This is a genomic window from Streptomyces sp. NPDC101132, assembly GCF_044759225.1.
Lineage (GTDB): Bacteria > Actinomycetota > Actinomycetes > Streptomycetales > Streptomycetaceae > Streptomyces.
In genome coordinates this window covers 896,064-916,922 of sequence record NZ_JBIVYX010000001.1, presented here as the reverse complement: position 1 = coordinate 916,922, position 20,859 = coordinate 896,064, and the positions used below count along the sequence as shown (strand labels likewise).

The 20,859-nt window shown below is 72.2% G+C and carries 17 protein-coding genes; 10 read left to right on the top strand and 7 right to left on the bottom strand.

Annotated elements, in window-relative coordinates:
* Positions 1-215: 215 nt before the first annotated feature.
* Positions 216-1,106: a 2-hydroxy-3-oxopropionate reductase gene (locus tag ACIQUR_RS04080; protein ID WP_403657801.1), complete on the bottom strand. Its 891-nt coding sequence runs from the start codon at positions 1,104-1,106 to the stop codon at positions 216-218.
* A gap of 65 nt (positions 1,107-1,171) precedes the next feature.
* Positions 1,172-2,005 carry a TIM barrel protein gene (locus ACIQUR_RS04075; RefSeq protein ID WP_403657798.1) on the bottom strand — a complete coding sequence of 278 codons (834 nt, stop codon included), beginning with the start codon at positions 2,003-2,005 and terminating at the stop codon, positions 1,172-1,174.
* A gap of 125 nt (positions 2,006-2,130) precedes the next feature.
* Here ACIQUR_RS04075 and ACIQUR_RS04070 point away from each other — a divergent pair, with 125 nt between their 5' ends.
* The 7 genes from ACIQUR_RS04070 (at position 2,131) to ACIQUR_RS04040 (ending at position 8,036) form a co-directional block, all read left to right on the top strand.
* Positions 2,131-2,379: a hypothetical protein gene (locus tag ACIQUR_RS04070; protein WP_403657795.1), complete on the top strand. Its 249-nt coding sequence runs from the start codon at positions 2,131-2,133 to the stop codon at positions 2,377-2,379.
* On the top strand, positions 2,379-2,762 hold the full coding sequence (locus tag ACIQUR_RS04065) for a helix-turn-helix domain-containing protein (RefSeq protein ID WP_399940834.1): 384 nt from the start codon (positions 2,379-2,381) through the stop codon (positions 2,760-2,762). The genes ACIQUR_RS04070 and ACIQUR_RS04065 overlap by 1 nt, the downstream gene beginning before the upstream one ends.
* A 164-nt stretch (positions 2,763-2,926) precedes the next feature.
* Positions 2,927-3,433 carry a 2-oxo-4-hydroxy-4-carboxy-5-ureidoimidazoline decarboxylase gene (uraD, locus tag ACIQUR_RS04060; protein ID WP_403657792.1) on the top strand — a complete coding sequence of 169 codons (507 nt, stop codon included), beginning with the start codon at positions 2,927-2,929 and terminating at the stop codon, positions 3,431-3,433.
* A 2-nt stretch (positions 3,434-3,435) separates the two neighbouring features.
* A complete protein-coding gene (gene uraH / locus ACIQUR_RS04055) occupies positions 3,436-3,828 on the top strand; it encodes a hydroxyisourate hydrolase (protein ID WP_403657789.1) in 393 nt (130 codons plus the stop codon).
* A gap of 5 nt (positions 3,829-3,833) precedes the next feature.
* Positions 3,834-4,757 carry a factor-independent urate hydroxylase gene (pucL, locus tag ACIQUR_RS04050; protein ID WP_403657787.1) on the top strand — a complete coding sequence of 308 codons (924 nt, stop codon included), beginning with the start codon at positions 3,834-3,836 and terminating at the stop codon, positions 4,755-4,757.
* Between the two features lie 219 nt (positions 4,758-4,976).
* On the top strand, positions 4,977-6,371 hold the full coding sequence (locus ACIQUR_RS04045; RefSeq protein ID WP_403657784.1) for an 8-oxoguanine deaminase: 1,395 nt from the start codon (positions 4,977-4,979) through the stop codon (positions 6,369-6,371).
* A gap of 273 nt (positions 6,372-6,644) precedes the next feature.
* Positions 6,645-8,036, top strand: coding sequence for a nucleobase:cation symporter-2 family protein (locus ACIQUR_RS04040; RefSeq protein WP_403657781.1), 1,392 nt, complete (start codon positions 6,645-6,647; stop codon positions 8,034-8,036).
* Positions 8,037-8,110: 74 nt separating this feature from the next.
* Here ACIQUR_RS04040 and ACIQUR_RS04035 read toward each other — a convergent pair whose 3' ends face one another.
* A complete protein-coding gene (locus ACIQUR_RS04035) occupies positions 8,111-9,352 on the bottom strand; it encodes an Lrp/AsnC family transcriptional regulator (RefSeq protein WP_403657778.1) in 1,242 nt (413 codons plus the stop codon).
* Positions 9,353-9,537: 185 nt separating this feature from the next.
* Here ACIQUR_RS04035 and ACIQUR_RS04030 point away from each other — a divergent pair, with 185 nt between their 5' ends.
* Entirely contained in the window at positions 9,538-11,664 is a 2,127-nt protein-coding gene (locus ACIQUR_RS04030; protein WP_403657775.1) for an ATP-binding protein, read from the top strand.
* Positions 11,665-11,808: 144 nt separating this feature from the next.
* On the top strand, positions 11,809-15,135 hold the full coding sequence (locus tag ACIQUR_RS04025) for a S8 family peptidase (RefSeq protein WP_403657772.1): 3,327 nt from the start codon (positions 11,809-11,811) through the stop codon (positions 15,133-15,135).
* Positions 15,136-15,249: 114 nt separating this feature from the next.
* Here the strand turns inward: ACIQUR_RS04025 and ACIQUR_RS04020 are convergent, their stop codons facing one another.
* The 3 genes from ACIQUR_RS04020 to ACIQUR_RS04010 form a co-directional block, all read right to left on the bottom strand.
* On the bottom strand, positions 15,250-16,461 hold the full coding sequence (locus ACIQUR_RS04020; RefSeq protein ID WP_403657769.1) for a GDSL-type esterase/lipase family protein: 1,212 nt from the start codon (positions 16,459-16,461) through the stop codon (positions 15,250-15,252).
* A 451-nt stretch (positions 16,462-16,912) separates the two neighbouring features.
* Positions 16,913-18,532, bottom strand: a complete 1,620-nt coding sequence (aceB, locus tag ACIQUR_RS04015) for a malate synthase A (RefSeq protein WP_403657766.1) — start codon at positions 18,530-18,532, stop codon at positions 16,913-16,915.
* A gap of 299 nt (positions 18,533-18,831) precedes the next feature.
* The gene (locus tag ACIQUR_RS04010) at positions 18,832-19,449 is read right to left on the bottom strand and encodes an NTP transferase domain-containing protein (RefSeq protein WP_403657763.1); all 618 of its coding nucleotides are present in this window, start codon (positions 19,447-19,449) and stop codon (positions 18,832-18,834) included.
* A 102-nt stretch (positions 19,450-19,551) separates the two neighbouring features.
* On the opposite strand from ACIQUR_RS04010, the gene ACIQUR_RS04005 reads away from it, so the two are divergent.
* On the top strand, positions 19,552-19,833 hold the full coding sequence (locus ACIQUR_RS04005; protein ID WP_403657760.1) for a DUF5955 family protein: 282 nt from the start codon (positions 19,552-19,554) through the stop codon (positions 19,831-19,833).
* A 7-nt stretch (positions 19,834-19,840) separates the two neighbouring features.
* Here the strand turns inward: ACIQUR_RS04005 and ACIQUR_RS04000 are convergent, their stop codons facing one another.
* The gene (locus ACIQUR_RS04000; RefSeq protein WP_403657757.1) at positions 19,841-20,272 is read right to left on the bottom strand and encodes a protein-tyrosine phosphatase family protein; all 432 of its coding nucleotides are present in this window, start codon (positions 20,270-20,272) and stop codon (positions 19,841-19,843) included.
* Positions 20,273-20,859 lie beyond the last annotated feature (587 nt).

Below are 20,859 nucleotides of genomic sequence, written 5' to 3'. Positions count from 1 at the left end.
ACGGGAGCTGCTGACGGAAAGCGTCTTCCGCCATGCGGATGAGCCTAAATTCAGGCGGAACGCAGCGTCAACAGTTTGTTGAAGAAAGATGGAGGAGAGGTGATCCGGACGGTGCCGGCGCTTGGGCGCGACAGGACAGGTGTCAGCACCGGCACCGTCCGGAAACTCAGGTCCCCCGGAGGGGAGGCGCCGCCCCCGGAGGGGCGGCCTCAGGCTCAGACCTGGGCGCCGGAGAGGCGCTCGACGGCGCGCAGCAGGGCCGAGTGGTCCAGGCCGCCGTCACCCTGGGCGCGCAGCGAGGCGACCAGCTGGGCGACGACCGCGCCGACCGGGAGGGCCGCACCGACGTTGCGGGCGGCGTCGGTGACGATGCCCATGTCCTTGTGGTGCAGGTCGATCCGGAAGCCGGGCTTGAAGTCGCGGTTCAGGAAGTTGTCCTTCTTGCGGGTCAGGACCGTGGAGCCGGCCAGACCGCCGTTGAGGACGTCCAGGGCGGCCTGGAGGTTCACGCCGGACTTCTCGAGGAAGACGACGGCCTCGGCGCAGGCCTGGATGTTGACCGCGACGATGAGCTGGTTGGCGGCCTTCACCGTCTGGCCGGAGCCGTGCGGGCCGCACAGGACGATGACCTTGCCGAGGGCCTCGAGGATCGGGAGGGCGGCGTCGAAGTCCGCCTGCTCGCCGCCGACCATGATGGAGAGCACGGCCTCGATGGCGCCGGCCTCGCCGCCGGACACCGGGGCGTCGATGACGCGGATGCCCTTCTCGGCGGCGTTCTTGGCCAGGTCGACCGAGGTCTGCGGGGTGATCGACGACATGTCGATGATCAGCGCGCCCGACTTGGCGTTCTCCAGGATGCCCTCGGGGCCGTAGGAGATGGCCTCGACCTGCGGGGAGGCGGGCACCATCGTGATGATGACGTCGGCGTCCTTGACGGCCTCGGCGATCGAGCCGGCCGCGGTGCCGCCGGCCGCCGCGAGGCGGTCCAGCTTGTCCTGCTCCAGCGTGAAGCCGGTGACCGAGTAGCCGGCCTTCAGGAGGTTCTCGGACATGGGGGAGCCCATGATGCCGAGGCCGATCCACGCGATCTTGGGGAGGTTGCTCATGATGAGGTCCTTCTCTTGAAGCTTCGTACGAAAAGTTCGGGCGGTGTCCGGGTCTTCGTCCGGACCTACCGGGCCGCGCGGGCCTCGGCCGGCAGCCACTCGAAGGACGCGGCGGCGTCGACGGCCTTGTACTCCAGGCCGACGTAGCCCTCGTAACCGGCCTTCCTGAGCTGGTCGAGGAGCTCCTCGAGGGGCAGGTCGCCGGTGCCCGGAGCACCACGGCCCGGCTTGTCGGCGATCTGGACGTGCCCGGTCTTGGCGGCGTACTTTTCGATGACCTCGGAGAGGTCCTCATCGTTCATCGCCAGGTGGTACAGGTCGAGCAGGAACTTGGCGTTCCCCAGGCCCGTCGCCTCGTTCACCTTGTCCACGACCTCGATCGCGGACGGCGCGCTCACCAGCGGGTAGAGCGGCGACTCGGGCTTGTTGAGGGTCTCGATCAGGAGGATCGCACCCACGCGGTCGGCGGCGCGGGCCGCGACGACCAGGTTCTCCAGGGCGAGTTCGTCCTGGACGGCGGGGTCCACGCCCTCGACGCGGTTGCCGTAGAGCGCGTTGAGCGCCTTGCAGCCGACCGAGGCGGCGAAGTCCGCGGCGACGTCGATGTTCGCGCGGAACCGGTCCGACTCCTCACCCGGGACGGACACCGCGCCGCGGTCCGGTCCGGGGAGCTGGCCGGCGTAGAAGTTCAGGCCCACCAGCTGGGTGCCGGCGTCCTCAAGGGCCTTCTTGAGGGCGTCGAGCTCCTCCTGAGCCGGGGTGGGGGTCTCGATCCAGGGCCACCACAGCTCGACCGCCGTGAAGCCCGCCGCGGCGGCGGCCGCGGGGCGCTCCAGGAGCGGGAGTTCCGTGAAGAGGATCGAGAGGTTCACATCGAAGCGCTGGTCCGTGTATCCCATGAGGGGTGTGCGCTCCTTCCGTATTGCGGAAGTTGTTTTCTGCTTGATGGAAGGTTGCATGGGCTGCTGCGCGAATGTCAAGTGGGACCTGCCGGATTTTCCGTACCTCGGGGTAGCTTGGCCGCGTGCGATTGAGAGTGGAGTTCACGACCGAGCCCTTCGACCTCGAGGAAGCCCCGGCCCACGCCGTGGCGGCCCGGGAGGTCATCCAGAAGGCGCAGCTGGACGCGGTGGACGTCGGCCCCTTCGGCAATACGGCCGAGGGTGGGGCGGATGCCGTGCTGACCGCGGTGGCCGCGCTGCTGCGCGACTCGCTGGAGGCCGGGGCCACCCGCGTCTCGCTGCAGGTCAACGTGGTCCGGGAGGAGACCTGATGACCGAGCCCCGCGACCACCCCTTCGTTGCCGCGGTCAAGCCGCTGGTCGACGCCATGGGCGGCGAGCTGATGGACCCGTCCCTGGCGCAGCCCGACGACGTCGTGCTGGCCTGGGAGGGCGAGGACGTGCTCGCCGTACGGCTGCCGCAGCTGTCGGACTCCCTGGACCACATCCTGGCGGCGCTGGAGCGCCGCCACGGGATGCCCCTGTCGGAGCTGGACCGCAAGGCGAAGCAGGACGTCGTGCGCATACTGGAGGCGCGGGGCGCCTTCTCGGTGCGGCACGGCGTCGAAACGGTCGCCGGCGCTCTGGGCGTAAGCCGCTTCACGGTCTACAACTACCTGAACAGGGAAAACCCCAACAAGAACAGCCAAGGGTGACGTCGGAGTCACCCGTTGTCACGAGCCGCCGCCCGATTGAGCCGGGCGGCGGCTTTTGTGTACCGGAAGTTTCAACAAAGTGTTGACGCGGTGTTGTCCAGGGCGTTAGCTATGCGAAGCCCGTCAAAGCACAAGGCCAAGCACACAGGCCACGGAGGCTTCCCGTGACTTCGAGTACGACACCGGGCCTCGCCCGGTTCAACACCTTGGTGGACGCAGCGGCCCAGGCCGAGCTCCACGAGGTGTGCGCCAGTTCGGCTTGGGTGAGCAAGCTGCTCGCCCAGCGCCCCTTCACCAGCGCCGACGCCCTGTTCGCCGCGAGCGACGCCGCCATGGCGGAGCTCACCACCGCGGACCTGGAAGAGGCGATGGCGGGCCACCCGCCGATCGGCCGCCCGAAGCCGGGTGACCCGACCTCGGCGCGCGAGCAGCGCGGCATGGCCGGGGCGTCCGAGGAACTGAAGGCCGAGCTGCTCGAACTGAACCTGGCCTACCAGGAGAAGTTCGGCCACGTCTTCCTGATCTGCGCCACCGGTGCGACCGGTGAGCAGATGCGGGACGCGGTCAAGGTCCGGATCCAGAACACGGACGAGGTCGAGCGGGAGATCGCCCGCGGAGAACTCGTCAAGATCAACCGGATCCGTCTGACCCGCCTCGCAGAAGGAGAGTGAGCATGAGCACCGAGACCACCGCGTCGGTGTCCACGCACATCCTGGACACCAGCATCGGCCGCCCCGCGGAGGGCGTCGCCATCTCCCTGTCGGCCCGCAGCGGCTTCGACGGCGAGTGGGCGGCCCTCGGCGGTTCGGCCACCGACGCCGACGGGCGTTGCAAGGACCTGCCGGCGCTGCCGGAGGGCACCACCCACGTACGCCTCGACTTCGAGACCGAGGCGTACTTTTCCAAGAAGCAAGCCGCCGAGGCGCAGCAGGACGCCCCCCGCGTAAGGGACAGCGGTGCGTTCTTCCCCGAGGTGACCATCACGTTCGCGGTCAACCCGGGCGAGCACTACCACGTACCGCTGCTGCTCAACCCGTTCGGCTACTCCGTTTACCGAGGGAGCTAGCAGACATGCCCACGATTCTCGGCCAGAACCAGTACGGCAAAGCAGAGAACCGCGTCGTCAAGATCACGCGGGACGGCGACACCCACCACATCAAGGACCTGAACGTCTCGGTCGCCCTCTCCGGCGACATGGACGACGTCCACTACTCCGGCTCGAACGCCAACGTCCTGCCGACGGACACCACCAAGAACACGGTGTACGCGTTCGCCAAGGAGTACGGCATCGAGTCCGCCGAGCAGTTCGGCATCCACCTGGCCCGCTGGTTCGTCAACAGCCAGGAGCCGATCGGCCGCGCCCGGATCCGCATCGAGGAGTACGCCTGGGAGCGGATCCAGACCTCGGACGCGAACTCCAAGTTCATCGGCGCCGACGAGGTGAAGCACTCCTTCGTCCGCAAGGGCCAGGAGACCCGCGTCACCCAGATCACGTACGACGGCCGGAACTGGGAGGTCATCTCCGGCCTCAAGGACCTGATCGTCATGAACTCCACCAACTCGGAGTTCTGGGGCTACGTGAAGGACAAGTACACGACCCTGCAGGAGGCGTACGACCGCATCCTGGCCACCCAGGTGTCGGGCCGCTGGCGGTTCAACTGGACCGACGACGAGCAGCGCATGCCGAACTGGGAGAAGTCCTACGAGGCCACCCGGAAGCACATGCTCGAGGCCTTCGCGGAGACCTACTCCCTGTCGCTCCAGCAGACCCTGTACCAGATGGGTTCGCGGATCATCAACCACCGTTCGGAGATCGACGAGGTCCGCTTCTCGCTCCCGAACAAGCACCACTTCCTGGTCGACCTGGAGCCCTTCGGCCTCAAGAACGACAACGAGGTGTACTTCGCCGCGGACCGTCCGTACGGTCTGATCGAGGCGACCATCCTCCGCGACGGCGCCGACGCGCGCATCCCGGTGGACCTGACCAACCTGTAGGCACCGCCCGTCCGGCCGGCGGCCTGGTCATCCGCGTCCCGGGGTACCGCAGTGGCCCCGGGGCGCGGCCCCCGCAACACCCCAGAACTTCCTGAACTCGGCACCCGGAGCATCACACGGGGCGGCAGTACTGTCAGCTGCCAGGGCCCCCGGTTTCGGCACTCAAATCCCCTGGGTCCTGCCGTGCCCGCACCGCCACTGAAAGCACGAGGAAGCCCCATGGCAGCCACTGACAGCGCGGTCGAGCGCATCGTCATCGAGAACTGTGCGATCGCGACCGTCGACGCCAACGACACCGAGTACGCCTCGGGTCACATCGTCATCGCAGGCAACCGGATCGAGGCCATCGGCGCGGGCAAGGCCCCCGAGAACCTCGAGAACGTCGTACGCCGCATCGACGGCACGGGCCACCTCGTGACGCCCGGCCTGGTCAACACGCACCACCACTTCTACCAGTGGATCACGCGTGGCCTGGCGACCGACCACAACCTCTTCAACTGGCTCGTGGCGCTGTACCCGACCTGGGCGCGCATCGACGAGCAGATGACGTACTCGGCCGCGCAGGGCTCCCTCGCCGCGATGGCCAAGGGCGGTGTCACCACCGCCATGGACCACCACTACGTCTTCCCCAAGGGCTCCGGCGACCTCTCCGGCTCGATCATCCGCGCCGCGTCCGAGATGGGCGTCCGCTTCACCCTCGCCCGCGGCTCCATGGACCGCAGCGAGAAGGACGGCGGCCTGCCGCCGGACCACGCCGTCGAGACCCTCGAGGGCGCCCTGGCCGACACCGAGGCGACCGTCAAGAAGTTCCACGACGCGTCCTTCGACTCGATGACCCAGGTCGCCGTCGCCCCGTGCTCCCCCTTCTCGGTCTCCACCGAGCTGCTCAAGCAGGGCGCCGAACTGGCCCGCCGCCTCGGTGTGCGCATGCACACGCACGGCAGCGAGACGGTCGAGGAGGAGAAGTTCTGCCACGAGCTCTTCGGCATGGGCCCGACCGACTACTTCGAGTCGACCGGCTGGCTCGGCGAGGACGTGTGGATGGCGCACAGCGTCCACATGAACGACTCCGACATCGCCGCCTTCGCCCGGACCAAGACCGGTGTGGCGCACTGCCCGTCCTCCAACGCCCGTCTGGCCGCCGGCATCGCCCGCGTCCCGGACATGCTCGCCGCCGGCGTCCCGGTCGGCCTCGGCGTCGACGGCACCGCCTCCAACGAGTCCGGCGAGCTGCACACCGAGCTGCGCAACGCGCTCCTCATCAACCGCCTGAACCCGGTGCACCGCGAGGCCGCGCTCAACGCCCGCCAGTCGCTGCGCCTGGGCACCTACGGCGGCGCCCAGGTGCTCGGCCGCGCCGACAGCATCGGTTCGCTGGAGGTCGGCAAGCTCGCGGACCTGGTGCTCTGGAACCTGAGCACCTTCCTGCACTCCTCGATCGCCGACCCGGTGACCGCCCTGGTCTTCGGTGCGGCGGCCCCGGTGACGGCCTCGTTCGTCAACGGCCGGCAGATCGTCGAGAACAGCCGCCTGCTGACCGCTGACGAGGACGCCATCGCCGTGTCCACGCGGGAAGAGGCCCAGCGCCTCGCGCGGATCGCCGCGCAGGCCTGATCCCCCACGGAATCCGGCCGGGGGGGACGGCCCCCGGCCGGTGGCCGCGGACCCGAGCGGGGTCCGCGGCAGCCGTTCCCGGGGGGTGCGGACGTCAGTGCCCGCACCCCCCGGGGCGGTGACTCGTGTACGTACACACGCCACCCCCTCCCGTCTTTTTTGGCATGCCCTGAACAAATCGGGCATCCGTACCCAACCGAACAGCGCACAGGACTGATCCACTCCCTGACACCCACGTCACCTGCCGACGTGTTAACCGACCGGAGGAAGCCCGTGGCCGTCACGCCCAGGTTTCGCAAAGACGCAGTCGCCAGCCCAGCGGAGAGGCACCCGGTCGACGAGACCCTGCCCCCGCTCCGGATGTTCACCAGCGGCCTCCAGCACGTGGCCGCCATGTACGCGGGGGTCGTCGCCCCGCCCATGATCGTCGGACCGGCCGTCGGCCTCTCCGCCACCGAGACGGCCTTCCTGATGGGGGCCTCCCTCTTCACCGCCGGCCTCGCCACCCTCCTCCAGACCCTCGGCTTCTGGCGGGTGGGCGCCAAACTCCCCTTCGTGAACGGCGTCTCGTTCGCCGGAGTCACCCCGATGGTCGCCATCGGCAAGGACCAGGGCGCCGACGCCATCCCCGTCATCTTCGGCGCGATCATCGTCGCCGGCGCCCTCGGCTTCTTCGCCGCCCCCTACTTCGGCCGCCTGGTGCGCTTCTTCCCGCCGGTCGTGACCGGTACGGTCATCACGCTGATCGGCGTCTCGCTGCTGCCCGTCGCCTTCAACTGGTCCCAGGGCGGCAACCGCACCGCCTCCGACTACGGCTCCCTCACCAACATCGGCATGGCCGCCGCGACCCTCGCCCTCGTGCTGCTGATGCGGAAGTTCCTGCGCGGCTTCCTCCGCCAGATCGCCATCCTGCTCGGCCTCGTCGCCGGCACCCTGATCGCGATCCCCGTCGGCATCACCGACTTCTCCGCCATCGGCCGTGCCGGACTCGTGGGCTTCCCCACGCCGTTCCACTTCGGCGCCCCGCAGTTCCACGTCGCCGCGATCGTCTCGATGTGCATCGTGATGCTGGTCTGCATGACCGAGTCCACCGCCGACATCCTGGCCCTCGGCCGGATCGTCGGCCGCCCGGCCGACGCCCGCACCATCGAGGGCGGCCTGCGTGCCGACGCCCTCGGCAGCGCCCTCAGCCCCGTCTTCAACGGCTTCATGTGCAGCGCCTTCGCCCAGAACATCGGCCTGGTCGCCATGACCAAGGTGCGCAGCCGCTTCGTCGTCGCAGCCGGCGGACTGATCCTCATCGCCCTCGGCCTCTGCCCGGTGGCCGCCTCCGTCATCGCCGTCGTCCCGCTGCCGGTGCTCGGCGGCGCCGGCATCGTCCTCTTCGGGTCCGTCGCGGCGAGCGGCATCCAGACCCTCGCGGGCGCCGCCATGGAGAAGGGCGAGAACGCCCTGATCGTCGCCGCCTCCATCGGCATCGGCCTGATCCCGATCGCGGCGCCGGACTTCTACCACGCCTTCCCCGAGGACCTGCTGGTCGTCCTCGACTCGGGCATCAGCACCGGCTGCGTGGTGGCGATCCTGCTCAACCTCGCTTTCAACCACCTGGGTCCACGCCGTGACCGGGCCGCCGCCGCGGCCCAGGACCCCGTACCGGTGCACTGACCTGGGCCACGGGACCCGCCCGGTGACCTCCGGGCCACGGGACGCGCCCGGTGACGTCCGGGCCACGGGACGCGTCAGCCGGCCGTACGCGGCCGGGGCCAGGCCGGAGCCAGGCCCCGGCCGAGGGCCCGTAACAGCGCGGGGTCACCCGCGGGGGCCGGGGCACGCCCGGCCCCCGGGCCCGGCCAGGCGTCCGGTGCGTGCCCGGACGCCGCCCCGGACCGCCCGTCCCGGCCGTGCGGGGCAGACGCATCGGACCGCCCGCCCGGGGCCTGGGCGGGCGCCGGGTCCGACCAGATGTCCGCCGGGACCGTGCGGACGCGGCGGCCCTCCGGGTCCAGCTCCTGGGCCGCGGACTTGCGCACGTACAGCGCGAGCGCCGAGTCGGCGATGCGCAACGCGGGCACCCTGCGGGTCAGTTCGGCCGTGTACCGGGACAGCTCCGCCACCGTCCGCAGCCGTGCGCTGATCAGGAAGTTCCACGGCCCGCTCGTCGACATGCAGGCCCGGGTCTCGCGCAGCCCCGACACCGCCGCCGCGCAGTCCGTCACCTCGTGCTCCGCTACCTCGCCCCACAGCGTCGCCGACACCGGCCAGCCGGTGTGCACGGACGCCAGCGAGCAGCTGAAGCGCAGTGCCCCGCCCGCCTCCAGCCGGGCCAGCCGCCGCCGTACGGTCGACTCGCTCATCCCGCACCCGCGGGCCAGCGCGGCCACGCTGCGCCGCGCGTCCCCCGCGAGCGCCAGCACCAGCGGCCGGTCCTCCGCCGACAGCGGCGCGGTGACCGGCGCGGCCGTCGACGGCGGCCGCTGCACCTGGTCCGTGAGCTGCGCGGTCTGGGCCGGGGTCAGCTGGTCCAGGCGCCACCGGTTGGGGGAGTAGTGCACCGTCGTCACCATCGAGGACCGGGTGGCGACGACGCCGGGTATCCGCTGCACCCGGAACGACAGGTAGCGGTAGAGCGCCGTCAGGTCGGGCACGGCCACGAACAGCAGCAGGTCCCGGCTCCCGGTGAGGTGCTCGACCCGCAGCGCGTGCGCGTCGCTGGTCAGCGTCCGGCCCACGGCCGGGGCCGTGCCCGCCGTGCACGTGACCTCCACCCAGGCCGTGCACGGTACGGCGAGACCGCTGCGCAGGCCCAGCCCCGCGGTCCAGGCGTCCCCGGCCGCCGCCAGCCGCTCCCAGCGCCTGGCCAGCGTGTCCGGGCGGGCGCCGAGGACCGGGGCCAGCCGCTCCCAGCTGGCCCGGGGCGCGAGCTGGAGTGCGTGGACGAGCGCCCGGTCCATGTCGTCCATGGCGGAAATGGCTGAGTTCATACCCTCCCCTGGCGGTTCTCCCGGCCACCGGCCGGAGGTCCGGTGTCACAGCCGATGATCTCCCTTTGGTGCATTCAACAAGTCACGGGGGCTCTTGCGTGCATCTTTGGAAAATCGGGGGAGGCGGCGTGGGCGGGTCCGGCTCGGGAAGAGCGGACGGGGCCGGCGCGGGAGTGCGGGCCGCCGTGCCGGCCGAGCTGTCCAGTTTCGTCGGCCGGGAGCGAGAACTGGCCACCACACTGGCCCTGCTGACCACCGAACGGCTGGTGACGCTGACCGGCCCGGCCGGCATCGGCAAGACGCGCCTCGCGCTCCGCGCGGTCCGCGTGCTGCGCGACCGTCCGGTCCCGGCCGCCGGCTCCGCGGTCCCGGCCGCCGGCCGTGCGGCTCCCGCCGCCGGTGACGACGTGGTGTGGGCCGACCTCGCCGGGCTGCCCGAAGACCGCTGGGCCGCGCTGGAGGGCAGGCTGCTCCGCGAACTGGCCGGGCGGCGCGTGCTGCTGGTGCTGGACGGCTGCGAGCAGCTGGGCGACCTGTGTGCCGGGCTGGTGGCGCAGCTGCTGGTGCGGCTTCCGGGGCTGCGGGTGCTGGCCACGTCCCAGCGCCGGCTCGGCGTCCCGGGCGAGACGGGGTTCGCCGTACCGCCCCTGGCCGTGCCGCCCGACGCGCCCCACGACCCCGCGCCCCATGACCATGCGCCCCACGACCCCGCGCCCCGCGACCCCGCGCCCCGCGACCCCGTGCCCCACGGCACCGCGCCCCACCGGGGGACCCCCTCGGCCGGGCCGGCGCGCGCGGGCCGGCCCGAGACCGCCGACTACCCCGCCGTACGGCTCTTCGTGGAACGGGCCCGCGGTGCCGACCCGTTCTTCGAGATCACCGGGCGCAACGCGGAACCGGTGGCGCGGCTGTGCCGGGCGCTCGACGGCATCCCGGGCGCCCTGGAGCTGGCGGCCGGGCAGCTGCACCAGTACGCGCCGGAGCAGGCGCTGCGCCGCCTGGAGTCCGATCCCCTCGGCTTCCTGGCGGGCGGCGCCGGCCGCGGCACCCGGGCCGACGCCGAGCGCAGTCACCGGCTGCTCTCCCGGGACGAGCGGCTGCTGTGGGAGCGGCTCTCCGTGTTCGCCGGCTCCTTCGACCGGGCGGCCGTCGTGGCGGTCTGCGGGTTCGGCCGGCTGGGCCGCGAGGCCGCGGCCGCCGCCCTGGGCCGGCTGGCGTCCGGCCTGCTGCTGGACGCGGGGCCGGGCCGCTGGCGGCTGCCCCTGTCCGTACGGGCGCACGCCGCCCGGCTGCTGCTGGCGCGCGGGGACAACGCGGAGGCGGTGCGGCGGCACTACGACTGGTACCGGACGGTGGCCGAGCGCGCGGCCCAGCTGTGGCGGGGCGGCAGCCAGCGGGAGGCCCGGGAACTGGCCCTGCGGGAGCTGCCCGACCTGCGGGCCGCGATGAACCCGATGGCAGGTCCGGGCCCGGCTGCCACGCTGGAGATCGCGGTCACCCTGTGGTTCCTCTGGATGGCCTGCGGCCTGCTCACCGAGGGGCGCCGCCACCTCGAACGCGCCCTCGCCCTGCACCCGGCGCCCCGCCCGGCCCGGGCCCTGTGGCTGAACGCGTGGATCGCGGGCTGCCTCGGCGAGTGCGACGGGGCCGACCCGCTGCTGGTCGAGGGCTGGACCGCCGCCGTGCAGGAGGGGGAGGACACCTGCCTCGCCTACCTGGCGCACGTGCGGGGCACCGTGGCGCTGTGGGAGCTGCGGCCCGCCGACGCCGTCACCGAGTTCGCCGAGGCCCTGGAACTACTGCCCGCGGAAACGGAGTTCGGGCCCGGACGGGCCGCGCTGGCCGCCTCGTACCTGATGGCGCTGGCCCGCACCGGACCCCCGGCGGTGCCGGTCGCGGGGGTCCCGCCCGCCGGGGACCGGTGGGCGCGGTCGTGGTCCGGGTACGCGCACGCCGAGGTGCTCAGGCGGGAGGCGCGGCCGGCCGCCGCCCGGACCGAGGTGCTGCGGGCGCTCGGCGCGCAGCTGGCGCTGGGCGACGTACTCGGCCAGGCCGCCGCGGGGGAGCTGCTGGCCGGGCTGGAGACCGACCTGGGGCGGCACCGGGACGCGGCGCGGCTGCTGGGCGCGGTGGACCGGATCCGGGCCGGGTTCCTCAAGGACCCCAGGGCGGCCGCGTACTGGGCCCGGGGACGCGCCCCGGGAGAGGCGGTGCTGCGGGCCCGCCTCACCGAACCCGTCTTCGCCCGGGCCTACGCGGCCGGGGCCCGGGCGGGGCTGCGGGCCCTGCTTCCGGAGTCCCGGGAAGGCTGAGTTCCGCCCTCCGCTTTTGGTCATGAAACGGTCATCAAATTCGTCGCGGGACGCAGAACCGGGCGCCCTGACGAGGCGTGATACCGCTCGACGCGTGCAACGGGCACGTCATGACGGGGGGTCGGAGTGGAACCCAGAACAGCAGTGAGAAGGACGGCGCTCGCCGCCACGGCGGTCGTGGCGCTGATCGCGGGGACGGCCCCGGCCGGCGCCCTGTCGGCGACGCAGGCCGCGAACCCGGCCGCCCGGCCGGCCGCCCGGGACGGCGCCGCGGCACGGGCGAAGGCACCCGCGGCCGTCACGCTCGTCACCGGCGACCGCGTGCACGTCGGCGCCGACGGCCGCGTCGCCCGCATCGACCGCGGCGAGGGCCGCGAGGGGATCGTCTTCTCGGTGCGGCGCGAGGGCGCCCACACGTACGTCGTCCCGCAGGACGCCCTGCGCCTGCTGGCCGACGGCGTCCTCGACCGGCGCCTGTTCGACGTCGCCCAGCTGGTACGGGACGGCTTCGGCGACGCGCACAGCGCCACGCTGCCGCTGATCGTCCGCTACCGGCAGGGCGCCCCCGTACGGGACACCTTCTCCGGGCTGGCCCGCGACCGTCGCCCGCTGCCGGCCGTCGGCGGCGAGGCGCTCAGCACCCCGAAGGCACAGGCCAAGGCCTTCTGGTCCCGGGTCACCGGCGGCGCGGACACCCTCACGGCGGGAGCCACCGCCGCGACGGCGCCCGTCGAACGCCTCTGGCTCGACGGCCGGGTCCGCGCCACCCTCGACAAGAGCGTGCCGCAGATCGGCGCGCCCGCCATGTGGCAGGCCGGCTACACCGGCAAGGGCGTCACGGTCGCCGTCCTGGACACCGGCGTCGACCAGACCCACCCGGACCTCAAGGGCGTCGAGAAGGCGGAGAAGAACTTCAGCAACTCGCCCGACAGCAAGGACCGCCACGGCCACGGCACGCACGTCGCCTCCACCATCGGCGGCTCGGGCGCCCGCTCCGGCGGCCTCTACAAGGGCGTGGCGCCCGGCGTCCGGATCCTCGACGGCAAGGTGCTCGGCGACGACGGCTACGGCAGCGAGTCGGACATCGTCAGCGGCATGCAGTGGGCCGTCGACCAGGGCGCGAAGGTCGTCAGCATGAGCATCGGCGGCCAGGACGGCCCCGACGTCGACCCGAAGGAGGACGCCGTCGCCCGGCTCTCCTCCAAGGCCCTGTTCGTGGTCGCCGCCGGCAACGACGGCGACAAGAACGGCACCGTCAACTCGCCCGGCAGCGCCCCCGCGGCCCTCACCGTCGGCGCGGTCGACAAGCAGGACCGGCTCGCGGAGTTCTCCAGCCGCGGACCGACGGCCGCCGGGGTGCTCAAGCCGGACGTGACGGCCCCCGGCGTCGACATCACCGCGGCCCTCAGCACCCAGGGCGCCGACACCGGCGGCAACGCCTACGTGCCCAAGAGCGGCACCTCCATGGCCACCCCGCACGTCTCGGGCGCCGCCGCCCTGCTGTTCCAGCAGCACCCGACCTGGAGCGGCGCCCGCATCAAGGCCCTGCTCACCGCGTCGGCCAAGCCCAACCCGAAGAACAACGCCCTCCAGCAGGGCGCCGGCCGGATCGACCTGGCACGCGCCCGCACGGCCGTCGTCGTCTCCTCGCCCGGCTCGCTCGACTTCGGCACGAAGCTCTGGCCGCACGGCGACGACAAGCCGGCCACCAAGACCCTCACCTACCGCAACTACGGCACCAAGGCCGTCACCCTCAAGCTGAGCGCAGCCGGCAGCGACTCCGCCGGCCGTCCGGCCCCGGCCGGCATGTTCACCGTCAGGAACACGCAGCTCACCGTCCCGGCCGGCGGCACCGCGCAGACCACCGTCACCGTCGACACCCGCAAGGGCACGGCCGACGGCCAGTTCGGCGGCAGCGTGCTGGCCGCCGGTGACGGCCAGTCGGTGCGCACCGGCCTGGCGGTCGTCCGCGAGGTCGAGTCGTACGACATCACGCTGCGGCACAAGGACGAGAACGGCGCGAACCCGCCCAGCTACTACACGTCGCTGACGCGGACCGGCGCGGGCGGCCCCAGGGAGCCCGTCTGGGCGGAGATCGAGCGGGACGGCACGGCCGTCCAGCGCCTGGCCAAGGGCACCTACCACCTGGAAAGCCTGGTGATCAGCCCCGGCAACGACAACCGGATGGCCGTCTTCGTCCAGCCGGTCCTCAAGGTCACCGGCAAGGCCACGGTCACCATGGACGCCAGCAAGGCCAAGCCCTTCGCCATCACCCCCGCCGACCCGGCCGCGCGCCTGGTCTCCGCCAACGTCGGGTACGACGCGGCCGGCACCGGGGTGAGCGGCAGCTGGGTCGTCGCCGGCTCGACGAAGTTCCGCACCGCCGCCCTCGGCCCGTCCCTGTCCAGCCTGCGCGCGCAGTACAACGGCGTCTGGAAGGTGCCCGGCGCGGCCGGCAAGAACGTCGACCACCGCCTGGCCTTCAACCGCACCGGCAGCTGGTTCACCGGCCTGACCCGCACCGTCACCAAGGCCGACGTCGCCGAGGTCCGGCTCGGCTTCGGCGCCTCCGTCACCACCGCCAAGGGCGTGCTCTACGCGTCCCCGGCCGACGAGGCGGGCTACAGCGTCGGCATCCAGGAGTCCACCACCACCCTGCCGGCCGCCACCACGCAGTACCTGAGCACCGAGGGCGTGCGCTGGTCCTGGATCGCCTCCCAGAGCAACGCCCGGGACGAAGGCCGCATCATCTTCACCCAGGGCATGACCGCCTACCAGCCCGGCAAGCGCTACACGCTGAACTTCAACACCGGCGTGGTCGGCCCCGACCTGGCGGCCGGCACGGACCAGGAGGCGTCGCGGAGCGGCAACTTCGTCAACGCCTACCTCCAGCTCTTCAACGATGGCGCCGGACACTCCGGCAACTCCGTGACCACCGGCGGCTTCAGCCGCCTGGAGTCCGGCGGCAAGGTCATCGCCGAGGCCCCCGCCAACGACTGGCTGAGCACCGAGGTCCCGGCGGCGAAGGCCGAGTACCGCCTGACCAAGGAGGCGACCCGGTCCGCCGCGGACACCTCCACCAGCACCAAGGTCTCCGCCGTCTGGACGTTCACCTCGGCCCGCCCCGCCGGCGAGGAGACCGCCCGGCTGCCGCTCTCGACGGTGCGGCTCTCCCCGGCACTGAGCCTGGGCAGCACGGCGCCGGCGGGCAGCACCCTGAAGGTGCCGCTGCACGTGGCCGGGGCGGCCGCGGGCACCGGACGGGTCGCCGTCCTGACCGTCAAGGTCTCCTTCGATGGGGGCACGACCTGGAAGCCGCTCACCGTGACCACCACCGCCGACGGGGCGCGCTCGGTCAGCGTGAAGCACCCGGCCTCGGCCAAGGCGGTCTCCTTCCGCGTCTACCTGAAGGACAAGAGCGGCAACTCCGTCCTGGAGACGATCGGCAACGCCTACCGGCTCGCGCCGTGATCCGACGGGAGCGGCGGCACGGCGGCCGCTCCCGCAGCACGCCGGCCCGGCCCCGCGGTTCGCGGAGCCGGGCCGGCGTCGTCGGCGCGGGACCTGCCGGCGCCCGCCCGCCGTCTACGAGACCGGGCTGAGGTACATCCCCGACGCGTCCGAGCCGGCCGTGTTCCGGCAGGAGAAGCTGCCGGACGGCTGCGCCCACAGCAGGGACAGACAACGCCCCTGGGCGAGCTGCCCGTAGTGGTTCGGGTGCATGGACTCCTGCACCTTGCCCTGCGACTCGCTGCTGTCGATCCAGCGGGCCCACTCGCTGGAGGCGCCCGAGGCGGGCACCGTCGGGCTCACCAGCTTGCTGGACTTCGAGCAGACCTCACGGCCCTGGAGCATGTCGCGCAGGTCCAGGAACTGCGCGCCCTTCGCCGCGGCCACGCCCTTCAGCCGGTTCGCGAGCTGCGGGACGAGGGAGTCGCGCGCCCAGTCGGAGTCCTTGTTCCAGAAGGGACAGCCACCGGTGTTCACCCGGCTCCAGCCGCTCTCGGAGTAGCGGTTCTCCGCCGCCCGCGGGATCGGCGAGGGGTACGACTGGAGGATCAGCCGGTACGACGAGGAGCTGTAGCCGGCCGCCGACATCACGGCGCGGATCTCGTCGATCGCCTTGCCCACCTTGGTCATCACGCCGTCGATCCTGGAGTCGACCACGCCCTGCTGGTCGTCGTGGCAGTACGAGTACCAGACGATGTAGTCCGTGGCGCACTTGGTGATGATGTCGGCGAAGCCGAGGTCGTTGCCGCCGATCGAGAGGGTGACGGCCTTGACGTCGTTGGCGGCCGCCACGGCGGCGAGCTGGTCCGCCTGCGGGGCCTCGCCCTTGTAGGAAACGCCGCCGTTCGAGGAGCGGAAGACGTTGTCCGTGACCGCGCCGGAGCAGGCCAGGTTGATCAGGGCCTGCGCCCCGGTGCCGGTGGTGCTCTTCACCTCGGCCGAATCGGAGCGGTGGCAGCCGTTGGCCGCCGTCGTTCCGTATACACGGCTGGGGTCGTACGTGCTGCCGCTGACCCAGGCGCGGTCGGTGCCGTCCCGGCTGCCGGTGTTGGTCAGGCTGTTGCCCTTCCAGCGGCCGGCCTCGCCGGAGATGTAGCTGTCGCCCATGGAGACGATCGCGGTGGGCCCGCTGCCGGGGCTCGCCACGGCGCTGCCCGTGCCCGCGGCCAGCACGGAGCCGGCCAGCAGGGGCAGCGCGAGAGCGGCGGCGGCGAGGCGCCGGCGGGGGGCGGCGCCGGGGCGCCGGTGGGGGAACGGGGAGGTGCTTGCGGTGCGGGATCCGGTCACTGCGGAACTCCTGCGTTCGGCCGCACCCACGCAGAACGGATCAACGCGGACGCATGGCTGGGGAAGTGGGGGTACCGCCGGCCGGTGGCAAACGGAAAGGTGCCATGGCGCGTTTTGTTACCGCTAGGTAGCCGCAGATTTCGATTGGGTAACGCCCGACCGATCGTTCGGCTGAGTTCCTGTCACTTCCCCACTGGCCGGAATCCCCTCCTCCTGAGGGGTGCTCAGCTGCGCGGCCGCTGAGCAGCGGCGATGCAGGAGAGCGGGCTGGGGTCAGTGGGGAGAAGGGTTACCCGCGGTTGCATTCCGGTACCCCGGGGCTTCCGGGGGCGGAAAAACCGCTCCGATGCCGGGACGAAACCGGGCCGAAAACGAAGCCGCCCCCGGAGTCGGTGACTCCGGGGGCGGCGGGTGGGTCCGGTCGCTGTGCGTTACCGCCCGGACCCGTACGTCAGCCGACCAGCTGGTCGTACGCGGGGAGGGTCAGGAAGTCCGCGTAGTCGGCGTCCAGGGAGACCTGGAGGAGCAGGTCGTGCGCCTGCTGCCACTTGCCGGCCGCGAAGGCCTCCTCGCCGACCTCGGCGCGGATCGCCGCGAGCTCCTCGGCCGCCACCTGGCGGGCGAGGTCGGCGGTGGCGAGCAGGCCGTTCTCGAAGACCACACCGGCGTTGATCCACTGCCAGATCTGCGAACGCGAGATCTCGGCGGTGGCCGCGTCCTCCATCAGGTTGAAGATGGCGACCGCGCCCAGGCCGCGCAGCCAGGCCTCGATGTAGCGGATGCCGACCTGGACGGCGTTCCGCAGCCCCTCGTACGTGGGCTTCGCGTCCAGCGAGTCGATCGCGATCAGGTCGCCGGGGGCGACGGCGACGTCCTCGCGCAGCCGGTCCTTCTGGTTCGGCTTGTCGCCGAGGACCGCGTCGAAGGAGGCCATCGCGATCGGGACCAGGTCCGGGTGCGCGACCCACGAGCCGTCGAAGCCGTCGCCGGCCTCGCGGTCCTTGTCGGCCTTGACCTTCTCGAACGCGACCTTGTTGACCTCCGCGTCCTTGCGGGACGGGATGAAGGCCGCCATGCCGCCGATGGCGTGCGCGCCGCGCTTGTGGCAGGTGCGGACCAGGAGTTCGGTGTACGCCCGCATGAACGGGGCGGTCATCGTCACCGCGTTGCGGTCCGGGAGGACGAACTTCTCGCCGCCGTCACGGAAGTTCTTGACGATGGAGAAGAGGTAGTCCCAGCGGCCGGCGTTCAGGCCCGCGGCGTGGTCGCGCAGCTCGTAGAGGATCTCCTCCATCTCGTACGCGGCCGTGATGGTCTCGATCAGGACGGTCGCGCGGACGGTGCCCTGCGGGATGCCGACGTAGTCCTGGGCGAAGACGAAGATCTCGTTCCAGAGGCGCGCCTCCAGGTGCGACTCCGTCTTCGGGAGGTAGAAGTACGGGCCCTTGCCGAGGTCGATCAGGCGCTGGGCGTTGTGGAAGAAGTACAGGCCGAAGTCGACGAGCGCGCCGGGCACCGGGCGGCCGTCGATCTGGAGGTGACGCTCCTCCAGGTGCCAGCCGCGCGGCCGCATCACGACGGTCGCGAGCTCGGCGGCGGGCTTCAGGGCGTACGACTTGCCGGACCGCGGGTCGGTGAAGTCGATGCGGCGCTCGTAGGCGTCGATCAGGTTGAGCTGGCCGAGGACGACGTTCTCCCAGGTGGGAGCCGAGGCGTCCTCGAAGTCGGCGAGCCAGACCTTGGCGCCCGAGTTCAGGGCGTTGATGGTCATCTTGCGGTCGGTCGGACCGGTGATCTCCACGCGGCGGTCGTTGAGCGCGGCCGGCGCCGGCGCGACCTTCCAGTCGCCCTCGCGGACCTGTGCGGTGTCCGGGAGGAAGTCGAGGTGGGAGGTGCGGGCGATCTCGGCTCGCCGCTCGGCGCGACGGGCGAGGAGCTCGTCGCGGCGGGGGGTGAACCGCCGGTGCAGCTCGGCCACGAAGGCCAGCGCCGCTTCTGTGAGGACCTCGTCCTGCCGTGGCAGGGGCTCGGCGTCGACGATGGCCAGCGGGGACGGCGCTGGTGCTGACATAGCTGTCACTCCTTCAGCGGCGGTGCCTGGCGGCCGCGAGGACGCTCGTACTGCTCGTATCTGCTCGTGCTGGGCAGGTCGGCCGGTGCCGGGTGAGGCCGGCCTGCGGCACGGAGTGCCGCCGGGCGGAGAGAGTTCCTAATGCGGTCGCGGGCGCCGTCTGGGGGTTCAGGGCGCTTCTGACCAGTGGATAGTAATTTCCACGTGGTGGAAGTTCAATGGTTTGTTGATGTCGAGATTCTCTGAGTCGACAGATTCTGGCTCTGAGTGCCACGCCGGTCACGGACCGCGCTCACCCCTCAGCCCAGGCGTCGCAGGTCGGAGGGGGTGTCGATGTCGTAGGGCTCGGCGATGTCCGCGCACTCGACCAGAGTGAGGTCCGCCGCGTGGTTTGTCAGGTGTACACGCGCACCGCGGTCCCCGGTCGCGGTCGCGGCGATGTCCGCCCAGCGGTCCGACCCGAACAGCACGGGGTGGCCGCGCTCCCCGTCGTACGCCGCGGCGGCCAGTGTGGCCGGGGAGCGGTACGCCGCGAGGACCCGCTTCAGGGCCTCCGGGCCGATGCCCGGCTGGTCCACCAGGGAGACCAGGACGGCCGGCGGCACCGGGTCCGCCCCGCCGAGCGAGGCGAGCCCGAGCCGCAGGGAGGACCCCATCCCCTCCTCCCAGTCCGGGTTGTCGACCACGACACACCCCGTCAGGTCGGCGCGCTCACGCACCTCGGCCGCGGACGCGCCCAGCACCACGTGGACCGGCGCGCACCCCGCCTCGCGCAGCACGCGCACGGCGTTCTCCACGAGCGGGCGGCCGTGGTGGGGGAGCAGCGCCTTGGGCCGCCCGCCGAGCCGCCGCCCGCCACCGGCGGCGAGCAGGAGACCGGCGATGGGCGTGGACTGGGGAACCGGGTTCTGGGACATGCCATGTTGCTTACCACGGGGTGGTGGCGTCCGCGGCCCCGTACCGGTTGACTGGCCCGCGCAGCGGAGGCGCTGCGCGAGGCGCGAGTGGAGAGCGGCGCGGTGGCTGATGTCGCGGGCGAGGACGAGGACCCCCGGGTGGCCGGCCTGCAGCGGGCGGTGAGCCGGCTGCGCCGGGAACTGGCCGCGTACCGCGGCGACTTCGCCGACCGGCACATCGCGGAGGACGAACTCGCCGCCCTCCACGCCATGGCCCTGGGCGGCGCGGTCGAGGCCCGCCGCCTCCGCCGGTCCCTCCTGGTGGTGGCGGGCGCCCTCGGCTCGGTCAGCGCCCTGTCCCGCGCGCTGGGCGAGGTCAGGGGGGCAGTGGAAGCCTTCGGCTGACGCGGTCCTAGGCCCCGAAGCCCCGCACGTACCGCTTCTGCCACGGGGTCTCCACCGCCCGCGGGTGGTACCGGGCGCGGACGTACGCGACCGCCTCGTCCGCGGGTACGCCGTCCAGCACGGCCAGACAGGCCAACGCCGTCCCGGTGCGCCCGCGCCCACCGCCGCAGGCGACCTCGACCCGCTCGGTGCCGGCCCGCTCCCAGGCCAGGGTGAGCACGCTCAGCGCCTCCCGCCTGTCATGCGGCAACCGGAAGTCCGGCCAGCGCAGCCACCGGTACTCCCAGGGCGCGGCGGCGGGCGGCCGGCCCAGCAGGTACACCCCGTAGGAAGGCGGAGGCCCGTCGGGCACCCCACCCCGCAGCGCCCTCCCCCGCACGAGCCGCCCGGAAGGCAGAGCGAGCACGCCGGGTGAACCGGAAGTCCAGGTGAACGCCATGGGGGCACCCTAATCCGGGCGGGGCCCGCGGCAATCCTCGCGGCGGACCGGCAGAGGCAGCGCCGCGCCCTCCCGGCCGGGGGCGTCCGGCGCATGGTGGGCGGTGAGGTCCGCTGAGCGGAACTGTCGAACGGTCATCTGCCGGCCCAGACGCCAGCAGGGCTCGAAACCGTCACAAATCACCCACCAGCATGACGGGAACAGCGTCGCGCCCTCCCGGCCGGGGTCATCCCGCACCTGGTGGGCCCTGAGGTCCGCTGAGCGGAATTGTCGAAGGGTCATCCGCGGGCCCAGACGCCAGCAGGGCTCGAAACCAGCACAAATCACCCACCAGCATGACGGGAACAGTGTCGCGCCCTCCCGGCCCGGGGCGTCCGGCACCTGGTGGGCGGTGAGGTCCGCTGGGCGGAATTGTGGGCAGGTCATCTGGAGGTGCAGACGCCGGCAGGGCTCGGAACCGGGATAAATCACCCACCGGTATGGCGGGAACAGCGTCGCGGCCTCCCGGCCCGGGGCCTCCGGCACCCGCCGGGCCGTGAGGTCCGCTGGGCGGAATTGTGGGCAGGTCATCCGCGGGTCACGACGCC

Bases quoted from the DNA above. Each gene is read 5' to 3' on its own strand.
- ACIQUR_RS04080 (WP_403657801.1), bottom strand. From the start codon at position 1,106: ATGAGCAACCTCCCCAAGATCGCGTGGATCGGCCTCGGCATCATGGGC.
- ACIQUR_RS04075 (WP_403657798.1), bottom strand. From the start codon at position 2,005: ATGGGATACACGGACCAGCGCTTCGATGTGAACCTCTCGATCCTCTTC.
- ACIQUR_RS04065 (WP_399940834.1), top strand. From the start codon at position 2,379: ATGACCGAGCCCCGCGACCACCCCTTCGTTGCCGCGGTCAAGCCGCTG.
- uraH (WP_403657789.1), top strand. From the start codon at position 3,436: ATGAGCACCGAGACCACCGCGTCGGTGTCCACGCACATCCTGGACACC.
- pucL (WP_403657787.1), top strand. From the start codon at position 3,834: ATGCCCACGATTCTCGGCCAGAACCAGTACGGCAAAGCAGAGAACCGC.
- ACIQUR_RS04045 (WP_403657784.1), top strand. From the start codon at position 4,977: ATGGCAGCCACTGACAGCGCGGTCGAGCGCATCGTCATCGAGAACTGT.
- ACIQUR_RS04035 (WP_403657778.1), bottom strand. From the start codon at position 9,352: ATGAACTCAGCCATTTCCGCCATGGACGACATGGACCGGGCGCTCGTC.
- aceB (WP_403657766.1), bottom strand. From the start codon at position 18,532: ATGTCAGCACCAGCGCCGTCCCCGCTGGCCATCGTCGACGCCGAGCCC.
- ACIQUR_RS04010 (WP_403657763.1), bottom strand. From the start codon at position 19,449: ATGTCCCAGAACCCGGTTCCCCAGTCCACGCCCATCGCCGGTCTCCTG.
- ACIQUR_RS04000 (WP_403657757.1), bottom strand. From the start codon at position 20,272: ATGGCGTTCACCTGGACTTCCGGTTCACCCGGCGTGCTCGCTCTGCCT.